Source organism: Zunongwangia profunda SM-A87, assembly GCF_000023465.1.
In the GTDB taxonomy this organism is placed as follows: Bacteria; Bacteroidota; Bacteroidia; order Flavobacteriales; family Flavobacteriaceae; genus Zunongwangia; species Zunongwangia profunda.
This window is the reverse complement of the sequence record NC_014041.1, coordinates 2490128-2513052: the sequence shown is the minus strand read 5'-3', so window position 1 is coordinate 2513052 and position 22925 is coordinate 2490128. Positions and strand designations below refer to the sequence as shown.

The 22925-nt window shown below is 36.3% G+C and carries 18 protein-coding genes; 15 read left to right on the top strand and 3 right to left on the bottom strand.

What is annotated here, in order from left to right:
• Positions 1 to 6: 6 nt before the first annotated feature.
• Positions 7 to 2406: a zinc-dependent metalloprotease gene (locus tag ZPR_RS11110; RefSeq protein ID WP_013071762.1), complete on the bottom strand. Its 2400-nt coding sequence runs from the start codon at positions 2404 to 2406 to the stop codon at positions 7 to 9.
• Between the two features lie 200 nt (positions 2407 to 2606).
• Between ZPR_RS11110 and ZPR_RS11105 the strand changes: the two genes are divergently transcribed.
• The 7 genes from ZPR_RS11105 (at position 2607) to ZPR_RS11075 (ending at position 10578) form a co-directional block, all read left to right on the top strand.
• Positions 2607 to 4073 carry a circularly permuted type 2 ATP-grasp protein gene (locus ZPR_RS11105; RefSeq protein ID WP_013071761.1) on the top strand — a complete coding sequence of 489 codons (1467 nt, stop codon included), beginning with the start codon at positions 2607 to 2609 and terminating at the stop codon, positions 4071 to 4073.
• Between the two features lie 10 nt (positions 4074 to 4083).
• Positions 4084 to 5028 (top strand): alpha-E domain-containing protein, encoded by a 945-nt coding sequence (locus tag ZPR_RS11100; RefSeq protein WP_013071760.1) that lies wholly within the window; start codon positions 4084 to 4086, stop codon positions 5026 to 5028.
• Between the two features lie 44 nt (positions 5029 to 5072).
• Complete coding sequence (locus ZPR_RS11095; RefSeq protein ID WP_013071759.1) at positions 5073 to 5924, top strand: transglutaminase-like domain-containing protein; 852 nt, start codon at positions 5073 to 5075, stop codon at positions 5922 to 5924.
• A 63-nt stretch (positions 5925 to 5987) separates the two neighbouring features.
• Positions 5988 to 7085 (top strand): peptide chain release factor 2, encoded by a 1098-nt coding sequence (gene prfB, locus ZPR_RS11090; RefSeq protein WP_013071758.1) that lies wholly within the window; start codon positions 5988 to 5990, stop codon positions 7083 to 7085.
• A 101-nt stretch (positions 7086 to 7186) separates the two neighbouring features.
• Complete coding sequence (gene arsC, locus ZPR_RS11085) at positions 7187 to 7528, top strand: arsenate reductase (glutaredoxin) (protein WP_013071757.1); 342 nt, start codon at positions 7187 to 7189, stop codon at positions 7526 to 7528.
• A gap of 31 nt (positions 7529 to 7559) precedes the next feature.
• Positions 7560 to 7934 carry a hypothetical protein gene (locus ZPR_RS11080; RefSeq protein ID WP_013071756.1) on the top strand — a complete coding sequence of 125 codons (375 nt, stop codon included), beginning with the start codon at positions 7560 to 7562 and terminating at the stop codon, positions 7932 to 7934.
• 121 nt (positions 7935 to 8055) lie between these two features.
• Positions 8056 to 10578 (top strand): TonB-dependent receptor, encoded by a 2523-nt coding sequence (locus tag ZPR_RS11075; protein ID WP_013071755.1) that lies wholly within the window; start codon positions 8056 to 8058, stop codon positions 10576 to 10578.
• Between the two features lie 62 nt (positions 10579 to 10640).
• On the opposite strand, the gene ZPR_RS11070 is transcribed toward ZPR_RS11075, so the two are convergent.
• Positions 10641 to 10820, bottom strand: coding sequence for a hypothetical protein (locus tag ZPR_RS11070; protein ID WP_041579968.1), 180 nt, complete (start codon positions 10818 to 10820; stop codon positions 10641 to 10643).
• A 186-nt stretch (positions 10821 to 11006) separates the two neighbouring features.
• Here ZPR_RS11070 and fumC point away from each other — a divergent pair, with 186 nt between their 5' ends.
• On the top strand, positions 11007 to 12404 hold the full coding sequence (gene fumC, locus ZPR_RS11065) for a class II fumarate hydratase (protein ID WP_013071753.1): 1398 nt from the start codon (positions 11007 to 11009) through the stop codon (positions 12402 to 12404).
• Positions 12405 to 12508: 104 nt separating this feature from the next.
• On the opposite strand, the gene ccsA is transcribed toward fumC, so the two are convergent.
• Positions 12509 to 15706, bottom strand: a complete 3198-nt coding sequence (gene ccsA / locus ZPR_RS11060; RefSeq protein ID WP_041578860.1) for a cytochrome c biogenesis protein CcsA — start codon at positions 15704 to 15706, stop codon at positions 12509 to 12511.
• 127 nt (positions 15707 to 15833) lie between these two features.
• On the opposite strand from ccsA, the gene ZPR_RS11055 reads away from it, so the two are divergent.
• The 7 genes from ZPR_RS11055 (at position 15834) to ZPR_RS11025 (ending at position 22835) form a co-directional block, all read left to right on the top strand.
• Positions 15834 to 16595, top strand: coding sequence for a Rossmann-like and DUF2520 domain-containing protein (locus ZPR_RS11055; protein WP_013071751.1), 762 nt, complete (start codon positions 15834 to 15836; stop codon positions 16593 to 16595).
• Complete coding sequence (locus tag ZPR_RS11050; RefSeq protein WP_013071750.1) at positions 16579 to 17088, top strand: KdsC family phosphatase; 510 nt, start codon at positions 16579 to 16581, stop codon at positions 17086 to 17088. Before ZPR_RS11055 ends, ZPR_RS11050 begins: the two co-directional genes overlap by 17 nt.
• A gap of 25 nt (positions 17089 to 17113) precedes the next feature.
• Complete coding sequence (locus ZPR_RS11045) at positions 17114 to 18025, top strand: geranylgeranylglycerol-phosphate geranylgeranyltransferase (RefSeq protein WP_013071749.1); 912 nt, start codon at positions 17114 to 17116, stop codon at positions 18023 to 18025.
• A 6-nt stretch (positions 18026 to 18031) separates the two neighbouring features.
• Positions 18032 to 18616, top strand: coding sequence for a Maf-like protein (locus ZPR_RS11040; RefSeq protein ID WP_013071748.1), 585 nt, complete (start codon positions 18032 to 18034; stop codon positions 18614 to 18616).
• A 109-nt stretch (positions 18617 to 18725) separates the two neighbouring features.
• Positions 18726 to 19613: a hypothetical protein gene (locus tag ZPR_RS11035; protein WP_013071747.1), complete on the top strand. Its 888-nt coding sequence runs from the start codon at positions 18726 to 18728 to the stop codon at positions 19611 to 19613.
• 1 nt (position 19614) lies between these two features.
• Positions 19615 to 20154 carry a mechanosensitive ion channel domain-containing protein gene (locus ZPR_RS11030; RefSeq protein ID WP_013071746.1) on the top strand — a complete coding sequence of 180 codons (540 nt, stop codon included), beginning with the start codon at positions 19615 to 19617 and terminating at the stop codon, positions 20152 to 20154.
• A 188-nt stretch (positions 20155 to 20342) separates the two neighbouring features.
• The gene (locus ZPR_RS11025; protein ID WP_013071745.1) at positions 20343 to 22835 is read left to right on the top strand and encodes a PIG-L family deacetylase; all 2493 of its coding nucleotides are present in this window, start codon (positions 20343 to 20345) and stop codon (positions 22833 to 22835) included.
• The last annotated feature ends 90 nt before the right edge of the window (positions 22836 to 22925 follow it).

The window sequence follows — 22925 nt, the reverse complement described above, 5'->3', positions numbered from 1 at the left end:
ATTTTTCTAAAATCCTGTACACATAAAACTTCCAATTGGTGAACCATCCGGAATTTTAGGCGCCGCTAGCATTGGTTCAAATTCTTCCGGCTTATCCATAAACAGTTCGATTTCTTCAAGCATTTGCTCATAAATTGCTCCGTCCTGTTCTTCCAACCAATCTTCTAATTCGGCTAGCTGTTTATAAACTTCAGCTTTTACCAATGGCGTACTTTTTTTACTTGCTGCTAAGTTAAATAAATGCTGCAGTACATTATAATTTATAGTTTGCTGTACCGCAAGCAAATAAGAATCCTTAGGTTGATATTGGATAGTCTCAGCAATTAATTTTTCCAGCATATCCCCTAATCCTAATTGCTTTTTATCCAATGATTTTTGTTGAGCCAGTCGTGCCATTCGCTCAGGATTTAATAATAAACCTAAGGTCATATCACTGGCCGTAGCCGGTCCTCCTAATGCATCGAAAGCAACACCAGTATTACTTTTAAAAGATTCTCTTGATCTGCCATAACCAAAAGCTCTTGGCGGGAAAAGTGCTAATTTTTCCTTTGGAATAGCAATTGTCTCCGCTTTTAAAGTTTGCAATAATACATCCAAAGCTGATTTTTGACGTTTTGGCGAGAGCGTTTCTACAACTTTCTCTGCTCCGCCTTTAACGGCAAAATTATAATCTAGCCCCCCCACTAGCTTACTTACCGCTTCTGTTTGATACCGGTGGAAGAAATATAAAGGAACAAAAACATCCTCTAAAACCGAATAAGGCTCGTTGGTCCTAAAATTATCCTCAGAAAAATTCTCTATTGCTTTTTCACGAATTTTGAGTACATTTTCTAATTCTTCAGTAACATCATTACCATTATCCCATAAATGTGCATTTACATGAGCGCCATCTTGCGCACGGGCATCACTATCACTGATAAACTGAATACCCTGATCATAAGCTTCCTGAATTACGGCATTCAAGTACTTTCTTTCTGAAGTATCCTTAGGAATATCTGCATAGGCATATTTCACAATTAGTTTATCCCATTCGCCTATATTGGTATCGTAGGCATTCGCTGCGGTAATTTCTCCATTCTCTATACTGAATTGCGGATGAGGATAATCCATTACCGAAGCTCTATCGCTAACACTGGCCGCAAAGTTATGAGCAAACCCTAAAGTATGTCCAACTTCGTGAGCGGAAAGTTGACGAATTCTGGCAATTGCCATTTCCATCATTTTCTCATTATTTTCATCACTTTGAGCAAAAGGTTTATTTAATAATGCCTGGGCGATCATAAAATCCTGGCGTATTCTTAAACTTCCCAAACTTACATGTCCTTTAATAATTTCACCGGTTCTTGGATCGACCACACTCGCACCATAACTCCAACCGCGCGTAGAACGATGTACCCACTGGATCACGTTGTATCTAACATCTAAAGGGTCTGCACCTTCTGGTAACATTTTTACCTGAAATGCATCTTTGTAGCCAATACTTTCATAAGCCTGATTCCACCAGCTTGCACCTTCTAATAATGCTGAACGAACCGGCTCTGGCGTACCGGGATCCAAATAATAGATAATAGGTGCTACCGCTTCGCTAACTTCAGCTTCCGGATTTTTCTTTTCCAATCGGTGACGAACAATGTATCGCTTTAAAATGGGTTCATAAATTGGTGTCGCATAATCGTAGTATGAAATTGAATTTACGCCGCTTCTAGGATCAAAAATCCTTTTTTTATAATGATCGTCTGGCAATTCTACAAAAGAATAATGCTGAATTACGCTAATATTAGCCGCATCGGGTACCACACTTCTAACTGTACCTCCCTGTGGTGATCCTTCAAAAGTAAGCAGGCTTTCAAACTCTACATTTTTAGGAAAAGCTTTAGTTCGATCTAACTGCAAAGCACTTTTATTTTGACTAACCTTATAACTTCCGTAGTTTCCGCGTTTTAAACGCTGAGCCACGCCATGAGCATCTTCCATAATAAAAGGGGTAAGATCGATAATCAACTTACCATCCTTCTCCTCCTTTATTTCGAAACCATAAATTACCGATTTTGCAAAGGCTTCTTCAATGCTTTGCTTTTCCAGTTCATTATCGGTCACTGCACGATAACGCTGGTTAGGCTCTACCAGCAATAACTTATCACCGGCACGCTGAAATTTAACTACCGAAGCTCCTCCTAACTGGCCACGATCTAATCCTATATCGTTACTCCCTACTCCGCTTCTCAACGCATGATTATATAAAAAGAGACTATCTATTTTATCAACTTCAAGGTAAATTTCATCAGCTTTTGGATTGTAATAGAAATCGAAGTAACCTTCATATTTCTTCAAATCTTCTTTTTTTTCCAGAAACTGGCTAAATGTATACTGTGAAAACAGTACGATAAGTAGTAGTATTTTTTTCATAAAGGTAGTTTAGATGTTCTTCAAATTTAATTTTTTCAAATCGATAAAAAAGGATTTTCAGCTCCATAGGTTAATTTCTAATAATTCGGTTTAAAAAAAGCTGATTTTTTACGAAAATAGTAGAGCTCAACACTTATTAATATGGATAATTCATAGGGTAACATAAAGATTTTCTGTATTTTAAGAGAAAATAAGTGCTAATGAAACTAAATACTAGCCAACCAAGCTTTTCGTCTTACCAAAGGGATACTCATTTTTACGACGAAATTTTTTCAGAAAACAACGAAGTTAAAGAGGTTTATAAAACGCTGTTGAATCTTTATAGTGAGCATACCGTTCAGGATTTCGCGAGATTAAATGAAAAAGCGAAAGCCTCATTTTTTAACCAGGGAATTACCTTTCAGGTTTATGGAGAGCATGAAACCAAGGAGAAAATTTTTCCGTTTGATTTATTTCCTAGAATTATCGATCATAAAGAATGGAGCCATATAGAAAAGGGCGTTTTACAACGCAGCAAAGCATTGAATCACTTCCTTTGGGATATTTATCATGACAAAAAGATCTTAAAACAAGGAATAGTTCCTATAGACCTTATAAATTCTTCTGCTAATTATTTAGATCAAATGCAGGGCTTAAATCCTCCCGGAGGAATCTATAATCATATAAGCGGCACCGATCTCATCAAACATTCTGATGGCAAGTATTATGTTCTTGAAGATAATATACGCTGCCCCTCTGGAGTAAGTTATGTTATTTGTAACCGCACGGCTCTTAAGAGAGCCTTATTTGGTGTTTTTAATCATTACCAGACGCATACGGTGACCGATTATGCTGAAAATCTTCTAGAAATTATGGAGTCGGTAAAACCACATGGTGTAGACGCTCCAACCTGCGTGGTCATTACTCCTGGGATTTATAATTCTGCTTATTACGAGCATTCTTATTTAGCAAAAGCTATGGGCGTTGAACTTGTTGAAGGACGGGATTTGTTTGTAGAAAATGATTTTGTTTATATGCGTACCATAAACGGTGCGCAAAAAGTAGATGTGATCTATAGGAGAATCGACGATACTTTTATGGATCCGCTGGAATTTAGACCAGACTCTACTCTAGGCGTTCCCGGCCTGCTAGCCGCCTATAAACTAGGAAATGTTTGCCTTGTAAATGCCCCCGGGACCGGGGTTGCAGACGATAAGGCCATTTACACCTATATGCCGCAAATCATTAAATATTACCTGGGAGAAGAACCCATTTTAAGCAATGTTCATACCTACCATTGCCATCGTCCCGATGAACTTAAATATGTTTTGGATAACATTGAAAATCTGGTTATAAAACCTGTAGATGAAGCTGGAGGTTATGGAATTTCTATTGGAAATAAACTTACCAAAGAAGAAATCGAAAATGTAAAAAAGGTTATAAAAGAAAACCCCAGAAAATACATTGCCCAACCTATCATGTCACTTTCTGTGCATGCAACCTACATAGAAGATAGCAAAAGCTTTGAACCAAGACACGTAGATCTAAGAACTTTCTGCCTGCTGGGAAAAGATAAAAGCTTTGTGCTAAAAGGCGGTCTAACCCGCGTGGCACTCAAAAAAGGGAATCTTATAGTAAATTCCTCACAAGGAGGTGGTTCTAAAGATACCTGGGTATTAAAAAAATAATTTAAAATTTATGTTAGCAAGAGTTGCCAATAACCTCTTCTGGATGGGGCGCTATATAGAAAGATCTGAACATGTGGCGCGATATTTAAATGTAAACTACTTTTCCTCACTGGATGCACCCAACGAGCTTTCGCAATCCAGGCAATTTGTTCTTAGATCCATGCTGTTTATGGCTAGCGATGCCGTTACAGATCCTAACGTGCAACTAGATGAAGGACAGGTGCTGTTTGATATTGCTCTTAATAAGGAAAAGCCGGATTCTATTATTAATTATCTGCAAAACGCCAGGGAAAATGCAAATAGCGCCAGGGATTTAATTTCTACGGAATTATATGAATCCCTAAACAAATTTTATCATTACACCCTTAATTACTCACCTGAAAAATTCATGAAAAGCGGCTTATATGAATTTACTGTGCATGTAGCCGAGTCTACTTCGATTTTAAGAGCGAAAGTAAGAGGCACCTTACTGCATGACGATGTGTATAGCATTATCATGTTAGGAATAAATATCGAGCGCGCGACACAGATTATAAGGATTATCAATGCAAAATACAATGATGCAAATTTAGCCGGAGGCAGCTATGGCGATCAGCTAAAAAATAGTTATGAATGGACTACGCTTCTAAAATGTGCTGAATCTTACGATATGATGCGGCGATATTACAAAAAAACACCACGTAGTTTAACTACCCTGGAATTTTTAATTCTCAATCCAGATTGTCCAAGATCAATCATGAATAGTCTAAACCAGGTGAGTAGACACATTACCGATCTCTCTCGTTCAAAACATCCCGATAAAAATTCGGCGGAATTTTTGGTGGGAAAAGTACGAGCCGAATATGAATTTAAATCGATAGAAGAAATAGAAGAGGATGTTCAGGGCTTTATCGAAAAAATTCTAAAGACTCTAAATGACATTGCAAAAAAAATAGAAATTGAGTATTTTTTATGAATGTTTAAAACTCAGAATCTTTAAATTCGCATTTATTTTATAACATGGCACTACACTACGTCATAAAATATGCAGCAACAAACGTCTACGAAAATCTTGTAGGTGAAGCACTATGGCAATTTTTAATTGCGCCATTAAACTCAGGTTCCCAACAAATAATAAGTTCAGAATTTCGGAATTCCCTACAGATTCCCATAGAAAAATCCATTAACGGATATGGGTTTGAAACCTTTAGGATCCATCCTAAAAAAAGCTTTACATCGATTGATTTTGAAGCTGAGTTTCATTTAATAAAAGATCATATTAATCCATTTGAAAAAACGATTGCTCTAAGCTTAGATAATGAGTTATCTCAAATTAACTCACTAAACTTCATCGTAGAGCATTCTATATATTTAAAATCAACAACACTTACCAAACTTCCTAAAAGACACGAAATAGATTTTCTTTATTCCGAACAAATATCCATTTTCGAAAACATGAAAAATCTTAATAGCTGGATTTTTGATGGTTTCAGTTTTAAGACAGATGTAACTGACGTCGATACCGATCTGGATATCATTTTAGAGGAAAAACAGGGAGTTTGCCAGGATTTCACCCATTTATTTTGTGCCATTGCCCGTTCCCATAACATTCCGGCGCGTTATGTTTCAGGATATTTACACCAGGGAAATGGTTATTTTGGTGATTCACAAATGCACGCCTGGGCAGAAGTGTTTATCCCTGCATGTGGATGGATTGGCTTTGATCCTACAAATAATTTAATTGCTGCAGAAAATCATATCAAAGTAGCACACGGCAAAGATTATTCAGATTGCCCACCAATTAAAGGAATCGTTTACACATCTGGTGCAAACCACACCAAGTATAGTGTAGAAGTAAACGCCCAACAATAGAATTAACAAATTCTTCAAATTTTAATTACCCAAAAAGAAGTATACTGCATTAAATTAAGTTTTATGATAACTACCGATCAGGTAAAAGATATAACAACAAGAATAGATAATTTACAAGTTCATTTAAATATTGAGCAGAAACAAATTGAAATTCAGAACGAAGAGGAAAAAACCTTCGATCCCAGTTTTTGGGATAATCCTTCAGAAGCCGAAGAATTCATGAAAACCCTAAAAGGAAAGAAAAAATGGGTGAATGATTATAACGTAGCTAAAAGTGGTTTGGAGGAATTACAGGTGTTACTCGAGTTTTATAATGAAGGGGAAGCTGAAGAAAGCGATGTTATAAAACAGTATCAAAAAATACTGGATGTCGTAGAAGAACTGGAATTCAAAAATATGCTTTCTGAAGAAGGTGATGATTTAAGTGCGGTGTTACAAATTACCGCCGGCGCGGGTGGAACTGAGAGTTGTGATTGGGCCCAAATGTTAATGCGTATGTATCTGATGTGGGCAGAAAAGCAAGGTTTTAAGATAAAAGAACTCAACTATCAGGAAGGAGATGTTGCAGGCATAAAAACGGTAACCTTAGAAATTGAAGGGGATTATGCTTTTGGATGGCTTAAAGGAGAAAATGGTGTACATCGATTGGTTAGAATTTCGCCATTTGACAGTAATGCCAAAAGGCATACCTCTTTTGCATCGGTTTATGTTTATCCTTTAGTAGATGATACGATAGAGATCGAGATCAATCCTGCTGATATCGAAATTACCACTGCAAGGTCTAGTGGTGCCGGTGGGCAAAATGTAAATAAAGTAGAAACAAAAGTACAGTTAGTTCACCATCCTACCGGAATTCAAATTTCATGTTCCGAGACACGTTCGCAACACGACAACCGGAATCGTGCCATGCAAATGCTTAAATCCCAGTTGTACGAAATTGAACTGGAAAAACAGCGGGAGCAACGGGAGGATATCGAAGCGAGCAAAAAGAAAATTGAATGGGGATCGCAAATCAGGAATTATGTTATGCACCCTTATAAACTGGTAAAAGATGTTAGAACCGCAGAAGAAACCGGAAATGTAGACAGCGTAATGGACGGGCATATCGATCAGTTTTTAAAAGCCTATCTAATGATGATGGGACAAAAAAATGAAGATTGATATTTATAGAAAATAACAGTATTTTATATAAAAATATGTTAGCTTTTTAGAACTTAGAAGACTTAAAAGCTAAAATTGTTTATTTTAAAGAAAAAGAAAAAATGATTACCATTTATCACAATACCCGATGTAAAAAATCCAGAGAGGGATTACAACTTGTAGAAAATTCGGGCAAAGAATTTCACGTAAGGGAATATCTAAAAGAGCCCTTATCTGAGAAAGAACTAAAAGCTTTACTAACAAAACTAAATATGACGGCTATTCAGTTAGTTAGAAAAAATGAGAAGATATGGAAAGAGAATTTTAAAGACAAAGATCTTAGTGAAAACGAATTGGTACGAATTATGGTAGAAAACCCTAAGCTAATAGAACGACCAATTGTAGAAAATGAAACCAAAGCTGTTGTAGGAAGACCTCCTGAAGAAATAAATAACCTAGTTTAACAAGAGCGCTTCCTTCCTAAAAACTAAAAACATGAAACTTACGCTTAACCAAAGAATATCATTAATAAGCCTGGCAGGAATGCTTGTCGCAGGATTTGTGGTCTCACAAATTTACATGAATAAAAAAAGCCGGGAAGAAATAAAAGAAATTGCACAGGAACTCGCTTTATTATGGAAAGAGCGATTATTATTAGATGAAGAGCAAACCAGTAAAATGGAAGATCTTATCATCGAATATACCCTGAAGAAAAACGAAATTATTAATAGTAGTATGAATCCTATCGCTCAGGTAAGAAAGCTTAAAGGTATTCAAAAAGCCGAGCACCGCAATTTGGGAAAAGTGCTTTCCAAAGGTCAATTCGAAAAATATCTTAACATAAATAAAGAAATTCGAAAAAAATCTTAAGAATTGAAGTTCAGCCTATAAAGCTCCCTTTTAACAGCAATTACGGGCTTCTTTAACGCAAGTTTAACCAATAGGATTTAAACCTTTTCGATAAAAGGCGGTCATAAAAGAAAAAGTTTTAATGACCGCCAAATTTAATTTTAGACACAGTTTAGTGCTTTTGTTTTTTTTAAGCCTAAACATTTCTCTTTTCGCACAGGGTGCAGATTATACCGTAACGGGTAAAGTCATAGATAATGATTTAAAAGTTCCGTTAGAATACGCTACGGTAAGTATTACTAATGTCAATGATCCCAGCAAAGTAACCGGAGGTGTTACCGATATTGACGGTAACTTTGCTATTGAAGTTGCAAAAGGAACATATAACATCAAAATAGAATTCATTTCGTACGAAAGCAAAGTCTTTAAAAATAGAACAGTAAATGCAGATCTTAACCTGGGCACTATTGCGCTGGGAATAAGTTCCGCCAGCCTTGATGAGGTCGTTGTAAGAGCTGAAACTACTCAGGTTGATGTAAGACTGGATAAAAAAATATACAATATCGGTAAAGATCTTACCACTGCCGGAGGTACTGTTAGTGACGCTTTAAATAACGTACCATCGGTTTCTGTAGATGTGGAAGGCGGAATTAGCTTAAGAGGTAACGAAAATGTACGAATCCTGATTAACGGTAAACCTTCTGCTATGGCGGGATTTGGTTCTACTGATGTTTTAAGTCAACTTCCTGCAGATGCTATAGAGCGTGTAGAGGTGATCACCTCTCCTTCTGCAAGATATGATGCTGAGGGTACGGCTGGTATCCTTAATATTATTCTTAGAAAAGATAAAACTTTAGGTTTTAATGGGTCCCTTACCTTAACCGGCGGAGATCCTGCAAATGCAGGAGCTTCAGCAAATATTAATTATCGTACCGAAAAATATAATCTTTTTAATACCACCGGCTATCGTTATAGAAAAAGCCCTGGTTACGGATATAATGACACTGAATATTTCCAGACAAGACAGGACGCATTACTGGATAGTGTTCCTTATAACAGAAATATCGAAGATCGCGACATGGATCGTGAAAATAAAGGCTTTAATACAAATATAGGACTGGAATATTACATTAACGATCAATCTTCTATTACCGGTTCTATTTTTTATAGAAATGGCGACGATGAAGACCTTACTACCAATAGGAATGAATACTTACTTGACGGTACACCACAATTAGGAACTACAAGAACTGAACTAGAAACCGAGGAAGATGAAAGTTATCAGTTTGCGGTAAATTACATCAATAAATTTGATGATAATGGTCACCAGTTAACGGCCGATTTTCAATTTGATACAGACAAAGAAGAGCAAGCAGCTTTTATTAATGAAATTACGGATTATAATAATACCGATAAAAACAATATAAATATTCCCCGTGAAGAAACCAATACTTTAGAAAAGCAAAAAGAATATTTGGTGCAGGCCGATTATGTATTACCTATTGGCGAGGAATCTCAGTTTGAAGCAGGATACCGTGGAAACTTTGAAAACACGATTACAGATTACGAATTGCGACAGGAAAATGAAAATGGAGAGCTGGCCATTAACCAAAATCAAACCAACATTTTTGATTATACTGAAAATGTACAGGCACTTTATACACAGTATGGCTCTAAATTTGGAGATTTCAGCTTCCTGTTAGGTCTACGATTAGAAAACACTAATCTTAAAGGACGTATCGATTCAGAATTAACAGAAGCGGAATTACGCGAAGAATTCGGTTTCCAAATTAATACCGATTTTGATAATAATTACCTTGGGTTATTTCCTACTGTAAATATTATTTACGAATTGGGTAAAGAAGAAAATATTACTTTAGGATATAACCGTAGGATTAATCGTCCTCGTGGATGGTTTATTAATCCATTTCCTTCAAGAAGCAGTAGAACAAATATCTTTCAGGGGAATCCAAACTTACAACCGGCATTTTCAAATGCTTTTGATCTTGGATACTTAAAAAGATGGGAGAAACTAACCTTTACCTCTTCTGTATACTTTCAAAGAGAAACCGATGCTTTTCAACGCGTTCAGGATCAAATTACCATTTCAGGACCAAATGGATCTCAGGTTCAGGTAAACCGAACATTACCTATTAACCTGGGTACTAACGATCGTTTAGGAGGAGAGCTTGGTTTGTTATATAATCCTACAGACTGGCTAAGACTTAACGGTAGTTTTAACTTCTTCCAGTTTAATATTGAAGGAGAGTTTGAAGGTAGGGATTATAGTCAGAAAAATAATAGCTGGTTTGGTAGATTTAGCTCTAAAGTTAGTTTGCCGCTAGGTATAGATTGGCAAACAAATGCTTTTTACATGGGGCCAACAGATGAAATTCAGGGAGAAAGAAAAGGAATGCTTTCTATAGATTTAGCACTTAGTAAAGATATCTTTAATGAAAACGCAACCCTTTCTTTAAACGCCAGTGACTTACTTAATTCCAGAAAAAGGCAGGGAACTACAATTACAGATAACTTTAGACAGTATAGCGAATTCCAGTGGAGACAACGCCAAATTAATGTTTCTTTGATTTATAGATTTAATCAGCAAAAGAATCAGCAAAGAAAACAAAATAGAAATGAAGAAGATATGGAAGGAGAGTTTTAATTAACTCTTCCTTTCCTGGAAAAATAAAGCATAAAAAAAGGGACTATTTCAAGTCCCTTTTTTTATGCTTTTTGTTCTTTGGCAGCTTTCCTTTTAGCTTTCTTCTCTTTTAAAAGATCCATAATAGAACCTCCTAACCAATAAGGAACGATCACCGCTGTAAGGAAAATCATTAGCCAGAATCCCATAGTAAGGATTGTTAGAAATGCCAAAAAACCCAGAAATTGATCGAATTCGAACATCATAATTTACAGTATTTGGAAAACAAAGATAAAAACATTACAAAGCTTATCACAATTTAATTTCGAATTTTTGAACAATCCTATTAACAATCCAGAATATCAAGGTATTTGGTTCAATTTTAAAGCTTTTTTATACCTAAAAAGTGGCTGAAACCTTAAATTTGTGAAACAATCAATATTATCATTATGGAATTTAGAATAGAAAAAGATACCATGGGGGAAGTTAAAGTTCCTTCAGACAAACTTTGGGGCGCACAAACCGAGCGTTCCCGTAATAATTTTAAAATAGGACCGGCCGGAAGTATGCCATTAGAAATTGTCTATGGTTTTGCTTATCTAAAAAAAGCAGCTGCCTATACCAACTGCGAGTTAGGTGTTCTTGCTGAAGAAAAAAGGGATTTAATAGCTAAAGTATGTGACGAAATTTTAGAAGGTAAGCACGACGATCAATTCCCATTGGTGATTTGGCAAACCGGTAGTGGTACTCAATCAAATATGAATGTTAATGAGGTTATTGCAAACCGGGCACACCAGATTGCAGGCAAAACCATTGGTGAAGGAGATAAAACTCTTCAACCCAACGACGATGTTAACAAATCGCAATCCTCTAATGATACTTTCCCCACCGGAATGCACATCGCTGCTTATAAAAAAGTGATCGAAGTTACCCTGCCAGGCGTTAAACAGCTTCGGGATACCTTAAAGAAAAAATCGGAAGATTTTAGAGAAGTAGTAAAAATTGGACGTACGCATTTTATGGATGCTACTCCATTAACCTTAGGACAGGAATTTAGTGGCTATGCGGCCCAATTAGATTATGGCATTAAAGCGTTGGAAAACACACTTCCGCATCTTGGCGAATTGGCCTTAGGAGGAACTGCGGTTGGAACCGGACTTAACACTCCTGAAGGTTATGCTGAAAAAGTTGCTGAAAAAATTGCGGAGTTTACAGGCTTACCATTTACTACGGCAGCCAACAAATTTGAAGCACTTGCTGCTCACGATGCTTTAGTAGAAACACATGGAGCATTAAAACAGTTAGCGGTTTCATTAAATAAAATTGGTAATGATATTAGAATGATCGCCAGTGGTCCTCGTTGTGGAATTGGAGAAATTAATATTCCGGCCAACGAACCTGGTTCTTCCATTATGCCAGGGAAAGTAAATCCTACGCAATGTGAAGCTTTAACAATGGTTTGCGCACAGGTAATTGGTAACGATTTGGCTGTTAGTGCAGGCGGCATGCAGGGACAGTTTGAGCTTAACGTTTTTAAGCCGGTAATGGCGGCAAACCTCTTACAGAGTGCCGAATTAATTGGTGATGCCTGTGTTTCTTTCGATGAACATTGTGCCCAGGGAATCGAACCAAACCATGAAAGAATCCAGGAGCATTTAAATAATTCTTTAATGCTCGTAACTGCTTTAAATACCAAGATTGGATATTATAAAGCTGCTGAAATTGCGAATACTGCTCACAAAAATGGAACTACACTTAAAGAAGAAGCCGTAAGCCTTGGATACCTTACTGAAGAGGAATTTGACGAATGGGTACAACCAAAAGATATGGTAGGAAGTTTAAAATAAAATGAAGCTTCCAGTAGTTTCATACAAAATCAAAAGGCTGTCTAAATAAGACAGCCTTTTTTATATTCCACACTAAAGAAAAACTAAATGAATTTCATAATACATTAAATTCGCTTTTCTTTTTTCTTCGCAATCTCTTTTTTGCCTTTTTTCTTATAATGAATACTATATCGCCAATAAGAAACTCCTCCTAAAATAGCTACAACCGCTACCGAATAATATACGAATGTTGGTGTAATCACTTTGTCACCACTAGCATAAGAATGCAGCCCTGTGAGATAAAAATTCACTCCAAAGTAGGTCATCATAATCGATGCATAAGCAACCACAGCCATAAAATTGAATGTCCATCTCCCTCTTAAGCCAGGCACTAAACGCATATGAATTACAAATGCATATATCATGATACTAATCAAAGCCCAGGTCTCTTTGGGATCCCATCCCCAGTAGCGTCCCCAACTTTCATTGGCCCACTGGCCACCTAAAAAGTTTCCAATGGTAAGCATCACTAATCCTACAGTAAGCGCCATTTCGGTTACTATAGTAATTTCACGAATACTTAATTCTATACGTCTTTTGTTTTTTTCGGTGGTCATAATCATTAAAAGTAGCGAGACCACTCCCAAAATCATTCCCAAAGTAAATGGCCCATAACTTCCTACAATAACCGATACATGAATCATTAACCAATAAGAATTCAATACCGGCTGAAGATTCGCTATTGCTGGATCCATCCAGTTCCAGTGTGCCACCATAAGGATCATAGAGGCTACAAATGCTGTCGAAGCTATGGTTAAGTTACTTTTTCTACCAAATGCCAATCCAAAGAACATGGTCGCCCAACCTACATAAATCATCGACTCATAAGCATCACTCCAGGGTGCATGTCCAGATATATACCACCTAAAACCTAATCCTGCGGTATGCAGCACAAATAAAACGATAATTATTGCTGTACAAACATTAATAACCATTCTAATAGCTTTTCGATCTTTTAAAATTTGTACAATAACAAGAACTAGCATTACTAAACCTGCTAGCATATACATCCAAAACAGGTTTCTAAAGATATCATACCTATTATATAGAATTTCGGCTTCTACTTTTTTGTCTGTAGGCATTACTTCTGCACCAAACTTGTGCTGATAATCCTTTATACTTTGCAAATACTTGTTCGCCTGCTCGTAATCGCCAGTTTGTCTAGCCAGTTTTAAGGCATTCATGTACAACGGAATAATTTGCTTAGTATACACAGAATCCATTCCTTTTAAATCGGCATCCTGAGCTTCTTTATGAGAAACCCATTTATTATTTTCATCTCCCGGTATAGGAAAAACCCTAAGAATATTACCATCTAACGCCTGCCATAAAAGATTTACACGTTTGTCTGCTTCAATAAAATCTTTTTGAAACTGGTTAGGCACGGGGGCTCTATAAGCTTTCTCTAAAAATGGCGAAAGTTTATAATTGCCTTCATCATCCATAAAATCAAGCAGACTCAAATATTCCTTGCTCTCAGGCACCCCGGCAATGTGACGAATACTATCATTATGTTTTTTAACATAAATCAAGGGAATATCGTACCAGTAAAAAGGACTTTCAGTCATCGATAAAAATACCTGATCTGAATTAAGTCCATTGTAATCGTCTTTCTTACTAAGCTTCCTTAATAATTCCGATGAAAAAGTATTGGCCGGTTTCATTCTTCCGCCAGCATCCTGTATAATTAATCGTCCAAACTTGGCCGCATGTTCTTTACTTACGGCATTAGCCATAATCACTGAATCCAGCTGCTGCTCGGTGGTTTGGATATGTGCATGATCATCTGCCGTTTCCTGGGCAAAACTGCCAAAAGCAGTCGCAAAAATCGCTAATATTACTGTTAAAGATTTTTGTTTTGCTTTTACTTTATCGAGCATCACTTTTACTTTTCCAAAACGGGAGCCTTTAGCAAACATGATCCACATTAAACCGGTGTACAACAAGAAGTAACCGATGTAAGTAATCCAGGTTCCCCAAAAATCGTGGTTTACAGATAATATTGTTCCGCTTTCATCCGGCATAAAACTGGACTGAAAAAAACGATAGCCATGTAAATCTAACACATGATTCATATAGATTTCGTAAGGTCTTGGCTCCTTGCCATCTTCAATAATTTGGATCTTACTTTTAAATGAAGAATAGCTATTTTTTGTTCCCGGGTATTTTTCAGCAACAAAATCATCCAATTTCAAAGAAAAAGGAAGCTCCATTTCTTTAGAACCATAGTTAAGGTAAATATCAAGTCCTCCTATTGTAATTTTTTGAGGTTCACTTGCAATACCTTTGGCCCCCATTAAGGTCACATTTTCGGTTTCCCCGTTACTGCTTATTTTAAGACCCACTGCGTCTGGTTGACTTTTTTCCTTCTGCGCAGTAGCAACAACATCGTAACTTCCTTTCACGACGGGATCTGGGATTACAAATTGCATATTTCCCATGGAATACAGCGACCTGAGCATTAATGGCTGAATAGAATCGGCCACCAAACTTCCTTTCTTTTGATCGGCCATTCGCATATAATCTGCTTCAAAAGGCGACTCGATCAAATATTCTCCATCCTGGGTAAGCTGTATGTTTATAGCTCCTTCAGTAGGTTTATTTAAGGAAAACAATACATTATGGATGTTACTAACTTCTCCTTCTTTAAGGTAATGGTCGTGTCGTGAACCTCCACCCGCTTCAACTATTTTTAGGTAATTATCGCCCTTAGGATTTTCAATCAGTTTCTCCTCAGCGCCGTAAATAAAGTTAGTCAGTTCAAATTTTACCGGCTGGCCGTTATAATCGGTATCCAGTACATATTTATTATCATACCCCGGACCAAAAAGAACCGGCTCCTGGAGCACTCGTCGTCGCGGCTCACCGTTAATTTCTCCATCAATAAAAAAGGTAAAGAATGTTTTTTCTGAAAGAAATTTATTTGTGGTTTCACCTTCGCGGATAGGCATGATACCTTCATAACTAATATAACGCGTCACAAAAGCTCCAATTAGAATTAAAATGAAAGAAAGGTGAATTAATAGTGAAGACCATTTTTCTCGTTTATGGAGATTGTAACGTTTAATGTTTCCGAAGAAATTGATAAGAAAAAATACCATTATGGCTTCAAACCACCAGGTATTATAAATCATTAAACGTGCAGTTTCTATACTATACCAGTTTTCGATGAATGTTCCTAGCGCCATCGCAATGGCAAAAACAACGAATAATACTGCCATTATACGCGTGGAAAATATGACAGAAGCAATTTTATTTTGCATGAAAAGATAATCTTTGAAATGGCTGCAAATTTAAGGATTTTGTATTAGTTAATAAGTCTTAAATCCAAGCAATATCTGGTTTCAAATGTTAATTTTGCCTCAGTTATTTTTTTAATAATTTAGCGCAATGATAAAAGTGGTACTTCTTGGCGCCGGAAACCTTGCTTATCACCTTTTTAGGGTTTTTAAAGCCAGTAAAGATGTTGAGATCATTCAGATTTTTAACCATCGTAAAGAAAAATTAGCAGGTTTTAATAATGAAGTTGCTACCACTACCCTACTTTCTGAAATTAAAGAAGCTGATTTCTATCTAATCTCAGTAAAAGATGATGCCATTATTGAAGTTTCTTCGCAATTACAAGCGAATAACAGTATTGTTTTACATACTTCAGGGGCAGTAAGCATGGATATTTTAGCCAGACATTCTAACATTGGTGTTTTTTACCCTTTACAGAGTTTTTCCAAAGAAAAAGAAGTCAATTTTGAGCAAATCCCTATTTGTATTGAGGCAAATTCTGAAGAAAATTTAAAAAAGATTAGGGAATTGGCTTTACAAATTTCAGCTTCGGTTTACGAAATTTCATCTGAACAACGCAGAATATCCCATGTAGCTGCGGTCTTTGCAAATAACTTCAGTAATTTTATGCTCTCAAAAGCTTCTGAAATTTGTGAGAAGCACCAAATTCCGTTTGACATTTTAAAACCTTTAATCGAGGAAACCTTTGAGAAAATCAAAAAGGTTGCTCCTAAAGAAGCACAAACAGGGCCTGCCCGCCGTAATGATAAAAAAACGATGGCAGCACATTTAGCATATTTAGATCAAGACCAACAAAAATTATATAAAACAATATCTGAAGCAATACTAAAAAGCTATGGAAAAGAGTTATAAAGAATATCTAAACAACATCTCAACTTTTATTTTTGATGTTGATGGCGTTTTAACCAACGGATCTGTACAGGTCACCGCAGATGGTGATTTATTAAGAAGTATGAGTGTTAAAGATGGTTATGCATTAAAACAGGCTGTTAAGGCAGGATATACCGTTTGTATAATATCTGGTGGTAAAAACGAGGGGGTTCGTACCCGGTTAAGAGATTTGGGAATTACAGACATCTATTTAGGGATAGATGATAAGGTAGAACAATTAGATGAATTTTTTGATATTTATGATATCAAGGCAGAAAATGTGCTTTATATGGGTGATGATATTCCAGATATGTATCCCATGCAATTAATTGGTTTACCTACCTGCCCGCAAGATGCTGTGCCTGAAGTTAAAGGAGTTTCTAAGTACATTTCTCACAAAAATGGTGGAGAAGGCTGTGTTCGTGATGTTATAGAGCAGGTAATGAAAGTACAGGCTAAATGGATAGAAAAGTAATAAGACCTAAAAAACTAAAAACTATATGCCATACTTAAAATTAGTTAGATATGGCAATCTGCTATTTATAGCTTTGTGTTTGCTATTAATTCGGTTTGGCTTTTTTAGGCAATTCGATGCTAGCACCGCGCTTAACAACATCCAGTTTTTTTTGTTGATTATCGCTGTGGTTTGTATTGCAGCATCAGGCTATGTCATAAATAACATTTTAGATTACGAAGCCGATAGGATTAATGCCCCTAATCGACTCGTAATTAGGGAAAAAATAAGTGAAAAATCGGCCTATAACTTGTTCTTTGCTCTTAATATTATTGGTGTAGGAATAGGATTCTATATCGCCAACAAGATCGATGCTCCGGTATTTTCAGCCATTTTTATCCTTACCTCTGCCCTACTTTACCTTTATGCCACCTATTTAAAACATATTGCTATTGCAGGAAATCTCGTCATAAGTATGCTGGTTGGATTGGTTGTGTTATTGCCAGTGATTTTTGACCTCTATCCAGAACTTACTTCTGAAAATATTGAAAATCAACGCATGCTTTTTAATACCTTGGTATATTATTCACTATATGCGATTTTATTGAATTTTGTACGGGAAGTCATTAAAGACCAGGAAGATATTAATGGAGATTACAAAACACAAAGTAATACGCTACCTTTGTTAATTGGACAAAAAAGGACAAATGTGTTTGTTTTTATTTTTTGTCTTATTTTACTAGTTTTTAGCATCATTTTTTTAGGAGAAGATCTTTATCATAGCACTAAAGCCGTTGTTTACGCCCTTGTCTTTATTATTGCTCCCCTACTTGCCTTAGTTGCCGGAATTTTAAAAGCAAATTCTAAAAAGGATTATTCAAAATTTAGCTTTATTTTAAAATGTATGCTATTCTTTGGCCTGCTATCTTTAGGATTTCCAGAATATCTAATATCCTGAGTTTTTATGCTGAATGAAATTTTAAAAAACAAACAGATCATTTTAGCTTCGGGTTCGCCTCGAAGACAGGAATTTTTTAAAGATTTACATATTCCTTTTGTTATAGATGTTAGGCCGGTTACCGAAGTGTACCCTAAACATTTAAAAGGTACAGAAATTACGGATTATTTGGCTAAACTTAAAGCGGATGCTTTTAAGGATCTTACCAATGATCAGATCTTGATTACCAGCGATACTATTGTTAGTAATGACGGGATTGCGATGGGAAAACCGAAAAACACTTCCGAAGCTAAACAAATGATAGCCTCGCTTTCCGGAAAGACCCATAGTGTGGAAACATCAGTTTGTTTTACTACTGCTAAAGATCAAAAAGTTGTTCATTCTTCAACAAAAGTGACTTTTAAAAAACTTTCCGAAGAAGAAATCGATTTTTATGTAACCCATTATAAACCTTTCGATAAAGCGGGTGGTTACGCTATTCAGGAATGGATCGGTTTTATTGGTATCACCCATATCGAAGGTAGTTATTTTAATGTAGTAGGTCTTCCTACACATTTGGTATATAATACGTTGACAGCGCTGATTACATAAATTGCTTAACATATTATGGCTATTGAGATCCTACCAAAGCCTACCTCGATTTGTTTTTAGAATACTTGTTGAGTTTACTAAAAGTAGTTGACTATTAAAAGAAAAAAAGATGTACCAAATATCGAAAATCGCATTGCTATTTTGCCTCTTATGCATAAGCTGCGATAAAATACCCGATCCGCCAAAAGACAGAAAATTATCCGCAGAATTTAAAGAATATTGGTTTGATGGTACTGCTGAAATTACCTCGTATACATTAACCCAGGCCAGATATGGCGAAATGCGTGAAGGTACGGCGATAAAGATCTTTGTAAAAGAAGATTTTCTTCCAGAAGAACAGGTAAAAGCGAATGAAGTTTCAGAAAGAACATTTCCGATATTAAAGCTGAACAGCACCAAAAAATTTATGACCGGTATCTATCCTTATTCTATCATGGAGAGTTGTTTTTTTCCGCTACATAAAGAAGGTCATGCTACTAAAATTTCAGCTTCGATACAGGAATGGTGTGGACAACAATTTCTTCAGTTAAATAATCGTATGAATTTTGAGATAAACTCACATTCGTATTTTGAAGGTGAAGCTGATAAACAATTTAATCTTCCAAAAACCCATTTAGAAAACGAAATCTGGAATTTAATACGTATTAATCCAAGTGAATTACCTGAAGGTGAATTAGAAATGATCCCCTCTTTCGAATCTTTACAATTACAACATAAGGAGATTAAAGCCTATAAAGTTTCGGCTAAAAAATCCATAGCGGACTCCCTTTCATTGTATACATTAAATTATCCCAGCCTTAAACGGAAGCTAAAGATTTATTACCAGAGTGAATTTCCTTTTGAAATCGAAAAATGGGAGGAAATAATGCCTTCTGACAATAATGAAAATTCAAAAATGCTCACGACAAAGGCGTTAAAAAACAAACGCTTAAAAATAGACTACTGGAATAAAAATGCTGGGAATAATGTATCTTTGCGCGAAAAATTAGGATTATAATATGAACATTCCTGAGTTGACCTATTCTACCGAGCTTTTTTATACAGTACTGATGATGGTGATCCTTTTAGTCATCAATTTTGTGCTTAAAAAAACAGCGCAGCGTATTGGTGAAAAAGGGGAAATTCATATCACAAGAATCCGATTAATGTTCAGATACATTAATATTTTAATTGTCATTCTTGCGCTTTTTTTAATGGCCGTGGTTTGGGGGATGAACCTTCGCGATCTTGCTTTAATATTCTCTTCTGTTTTCGCGGTTATTGGTGTGGCCTTGTTTGCAATTTGGTCTATACTTAGCAATATCACTTCAGGAATTATTATGTTTTTTAATTTTCCCTATAAAATTGGTGATAAAATAAAAATCCATGACAAAGACATGCCTATCGAAGCTTTAATAGAAGACATTAAAGCTTTTCATCTTCACTTAAGAACAGACGAAGGCGAGCTTATAACCTATCCCAATAACCTTATCCTGCAAAAAGCGGTTTCTTTAATACAGAAAGATGTTTTCTTAGATGAAGGAAAAAATGCGCTTTAATTTTTAAACAAGATTTTTTGCATTAATTAAATATAAATACTAACATTAAGGCAGTAAACTACCTGAGGTACGTCCATGAGGCCTCTGCTAGAAAATTATTTTTTATATCGGGGCAAGCCTTTTAGCATTTAATCTCGATTATCGAGTAAAAACTTTATATTTGATTTTGTTTAAAACCAAGCATAAAAATGCGTAAATTCCTACCCTTTTTATTTTTAATACTATCTTTTGAATTAGATGCTCAGTCTCCCCAAAAGCTAAGTGCATCAGCGATTTATGAAAAAATTGAAAAACTGAATTTTTTAGGTTCAGTTTTATATCTTGCAGCTCATCCGGATGATGAAAATACCCGATTAATTTCGTATTTCTCAAATGAAAAACATGCTAGAACGGCTTACCTTTCTTTAACCCGTGGCGATGGAGGGCAAAATCTGATTGGTCCCCAAATCCGGGAACAATTGGGTTTAATTAGAACTCAGGAGTTGTTAGCAGCACGCAAAATTGATGGTGGACGGCAATTTTTTAGTCGTGCTAATGATTTTGGTTATTCTAAAAATCCAGAAGAAACTTTAAAAACCTGGAATAAAAACGAGGTTTTAAGTGATGTAGTTTGGGTAATTAGAAATTTTAAACCCGACGTAATCATTAACCGTTTTGATCACCGTACGCCAGGAACAACCCACGGTCACCATACCGCTTCGGCTATTTTAAGTGTAGAAGCTTTTGAGATCACCAAAGACCAGTCTATATTCCCACAACAGTTGGAATATACCACAACATGGCAGCCAGAACGCTTATTTTTTAATACCTCCTCCTGGTTTTTTGGCAGTCAGGAAGCGTTTAGAGAAGCCACAAAAGATGAGAAATACCTAACTTTTGATACGGGGGTCTATTTTCCTTTAAAAGGACTTTCTAATCCAGAAATCGCTTCGCTAAGCCGCAGCCAGCATCAGTCGCAAGGTTTTGGAAGTACAGGTTCCCGTGGTAGCGAAATGGAATATTTAGAGCTTATTAAAGGTTCACAACCAACTTCCAGGGAAGATGTTTTCTCGGGAATAAATACCAGTTGGACACGTGTTGAAGGTGGCGCTCAAATTGGTGAAATTTTGGGTGATGTTCAGAAAAATTTTGATTTCACCAATCCTTCAGCCAGTTTACCTAAGCTTTTAAAGGCCTACTCCTTAATTCAGAATTTAAAAGACGAACACTGGAAAACCATAAAAACTGAAGAAATAAAAGGAATTATACAGGCGTGTGCGGGACTTTATCTTGAAGCAGTATCAAATTCAGAATTTGCTTCGCCTGGCGATAATATCAGGCTTCATCTTGAAGCTATTAACCGTAGTACAGCCAACGTAACATTAAAATCTATTGTCCTTAATCCACAAAATAGAGTTGAAGAAACCGCTACTTTACTACCCAATAACGAAGACTGGAAAAAATTTTTTGACTATAAAATTCCTCTAAACGCGGCTTATACTTCTCCTTACTGGTTAAATAAAGAAGGAACGGTAGGTATGTATCGTGTAGATGATCCCAAGCTTATTGGAAAACCAGAAACTCCACATACCAGCACGGTAACTTTTAATATCGATATAAACGGCACTTCCATTTCCTTTAAAAAAGAAATTGTTTATAAATACAACGACAATGTAAGCGGCGAAAATTACGAGAATTTTGAGATTATCCCACCAGTATCAATCGGTTTTGCAGATGATGTTATTCTTTTCCCTAACCAGGAAAGTAAAAATATCAGGATAAAGGTTACGGCAGAAAAAGACAATACGCGAGGAATATTAAAATTAGATGCCCCCTCGGAATGGCAGATCTCACCAAAATCTGAAGCGGTTAACCTGCCGCAGAAAGGAAGCAGTATCACCTATACGTTTAAAGTTATTCCCCCCTCATCACAAAATGAAATTTGGATTCAGCCTGAATTTGAAACTTCAGAAGAAACCTATAAGGACGAGGTGATTACCATAAATTACCCGCACATCCCAAAACAAACGCTTGTTGTTCCTGCAAAACTAAAACTGGCTAAAATCGATATTCAGAAAAGAGGAGAAAATATCGCATATATCGCCGGTGCCGGTGATGTAGTGCCTGAAAGTTTACGCCAAATTGGTTATCATGTAAGCGTGCTATCTCCTGCCACAATAAACGCAGATGCTTTAGCTAAATACGATGCGGTGGTTACCGGAGTTAGAGCATATAATGTTTTGGAAGAACTTCGTTACAAGAATAAGGAATTAATGAAGTATGTTGAAAACGGTGGCACACTGGTGTCTCAATACAATAAAGATCGTGGCATTACGGTAGACCAAATTGGCCCTTTTCCGTTTAAATTATCATACGATCGTGTAACTGAAGAAGATGCTGAAATTAATTTTATAGATCCCGATTCCCCCGTTTTAAATACACCTAACAAAATCACCAAAAAAGATTTTGATGGTTGGGTACAGGAACGCGGACTATATTTCCCAAACACCTGGGATGAAAATTACGATACGGTATTATCCATGCATGATAAAAATGAAGAAGCCATGCAAGGCAGCCTCTTAATTGCCAAATACGGTAAAGGTTATTATGTTTATACCGGGTTAAGCTTCTTTAGACAATTTCCTGCCGGAGTTGCGGGATCGTACCGCCTTTTTGCTAACTTGCTTTCTCTAGGAAAATAATGGAAGAAAAGCCTGAAAAATATCAATGGAAAATGCGATACACCGCTGTACTGGTCGCCAACGCCATCTATATTATTGCCTTTTATATTA

Excerpts from the sequence above, each read along its gene's own strand:
- ZPR_RS11110 (WP_013071762.1), bottom strand. The coding sequence starts at position 2,406 with ATGAAAAAAATACTACTACTTATCGTACTGTTTTCACAGTATACATTT.
- ZPR_RS11105 (WP_013071761.1), top strand. The coding sequence starts at position 2,607 with ATGAAACTAAATACTAGCCAACCAAGCTTTTCGTCTTACCAAAGGGAT.
- ZPR_RS11100 (WP_013071760.1), top strand. The coding sequence starts at position 4,084 with ATGTTAGCAAGAGTTGCCAATAACCTCTTCTGGATGGGGCGCTATATA.
- ZPR_RS11095 (WP_013071759.1), top strand. The coding sequence starts at position 5,073 with ATGGCACTACACTACGTCATAAAATATGCAGCAACAAACGTCTACGAA.
- prfB (WP_013071758.1), top strand. The coding sequence starts at position 5,988 with ATGATAACTACCGATCAGGTAAAAGATATAACAACAAGAATAGATAAT.
- arsC (WP_013071757.1), top strand. The coding sequence starts at position 7,187 with ATGATTACCATTTATCACAATACCCGATGTAAAAAATCCAGAGAGGGA.
- ZPR_RS11080 (WP_013071756.1), top strand. The coding sequence starts at position 7,560 with ATGAAACTTACGCTTAACCAAAGAATATCATTAATAAGCCTGGCAGGA.
- ZPR_RS11075 (WP_013071755.1), top strand. The coding sequence starts at position 8,056 with ATGACCGCCAAATTTAATTTTAGACACAGTTTAGTGCTTTTGTTTTTT.
- ZPR_RS11070 (WP_041579968.1), bottom strand. The coding sequence starts at position 10,820 with ATGTTCGAATTCGATCAATTTCTGGGTTTTTTGGCATTTCTAACAATC.
- fumC (WP_013071753.1), top strand. The coding sequence starts at position 11,007 with ATGGAATTTAGAATAGAAAAAGATACCATGGGGGAAGTTAAAGTTCCT.
- ccsA (WP_041578860.1), bottom strand. The coding sequence starts at position 15,706 with ATGCAAAATAAAATTGCTTCTGTCATATTTTCCACGCGTATAATGGCA.
- ZPR_RS11055 (WP_013071751.1), top strand. The coding sequence starts at position 15,834 with ATGATAAAAGTGGTACTTCTTGGCGCCGGAAACCTTGCTTATCACCTT.
- ZPR_RS11050 (WP_013071750.1), top strand. The coding sequence starts at position 16,579 with ATGGAAAAGAGTTATAAAGAATATCTAAACAACATCTCAACTTTTATT.
- ZPR_RS11045 (WP_013071749.1), top strand. The coding sequence starts at position 17,114 with ATGCCATACTTAAAATTAGTTAGATATGGCAATCTGCTATTTATAGCT.
- ZPR_RS11040 (WP_013071748.1), top strand. The coding sequence starts at position 18,032 with ATGCTGAATGAAATTTTAAAAAACAAACAGATCATTTTAGCTTCGGGT.
- ZPR_RS11035 (WP_013071747.1), top strand. The coding sequence starts at position 18,726 with ATGTACCAAATATCGAAAATCGCATTGCTATTTTGCCTCTTATGCATA.
- ZPR_RS11030 (WP_013071746.1), top strand. The coding sequence starts at position 19,615 with ATGAACATTCCTGAGTTGACCTATTCTACCGAGCTTTTTTATACAGTA.
- ZPR_RS11025 (WP_013071745.1), top strand. The coding sequence starts at position 20,343 with ATGCGTAAATTCCTACCCTTTTTATTTTTAATACTATCTTTTGAATTA.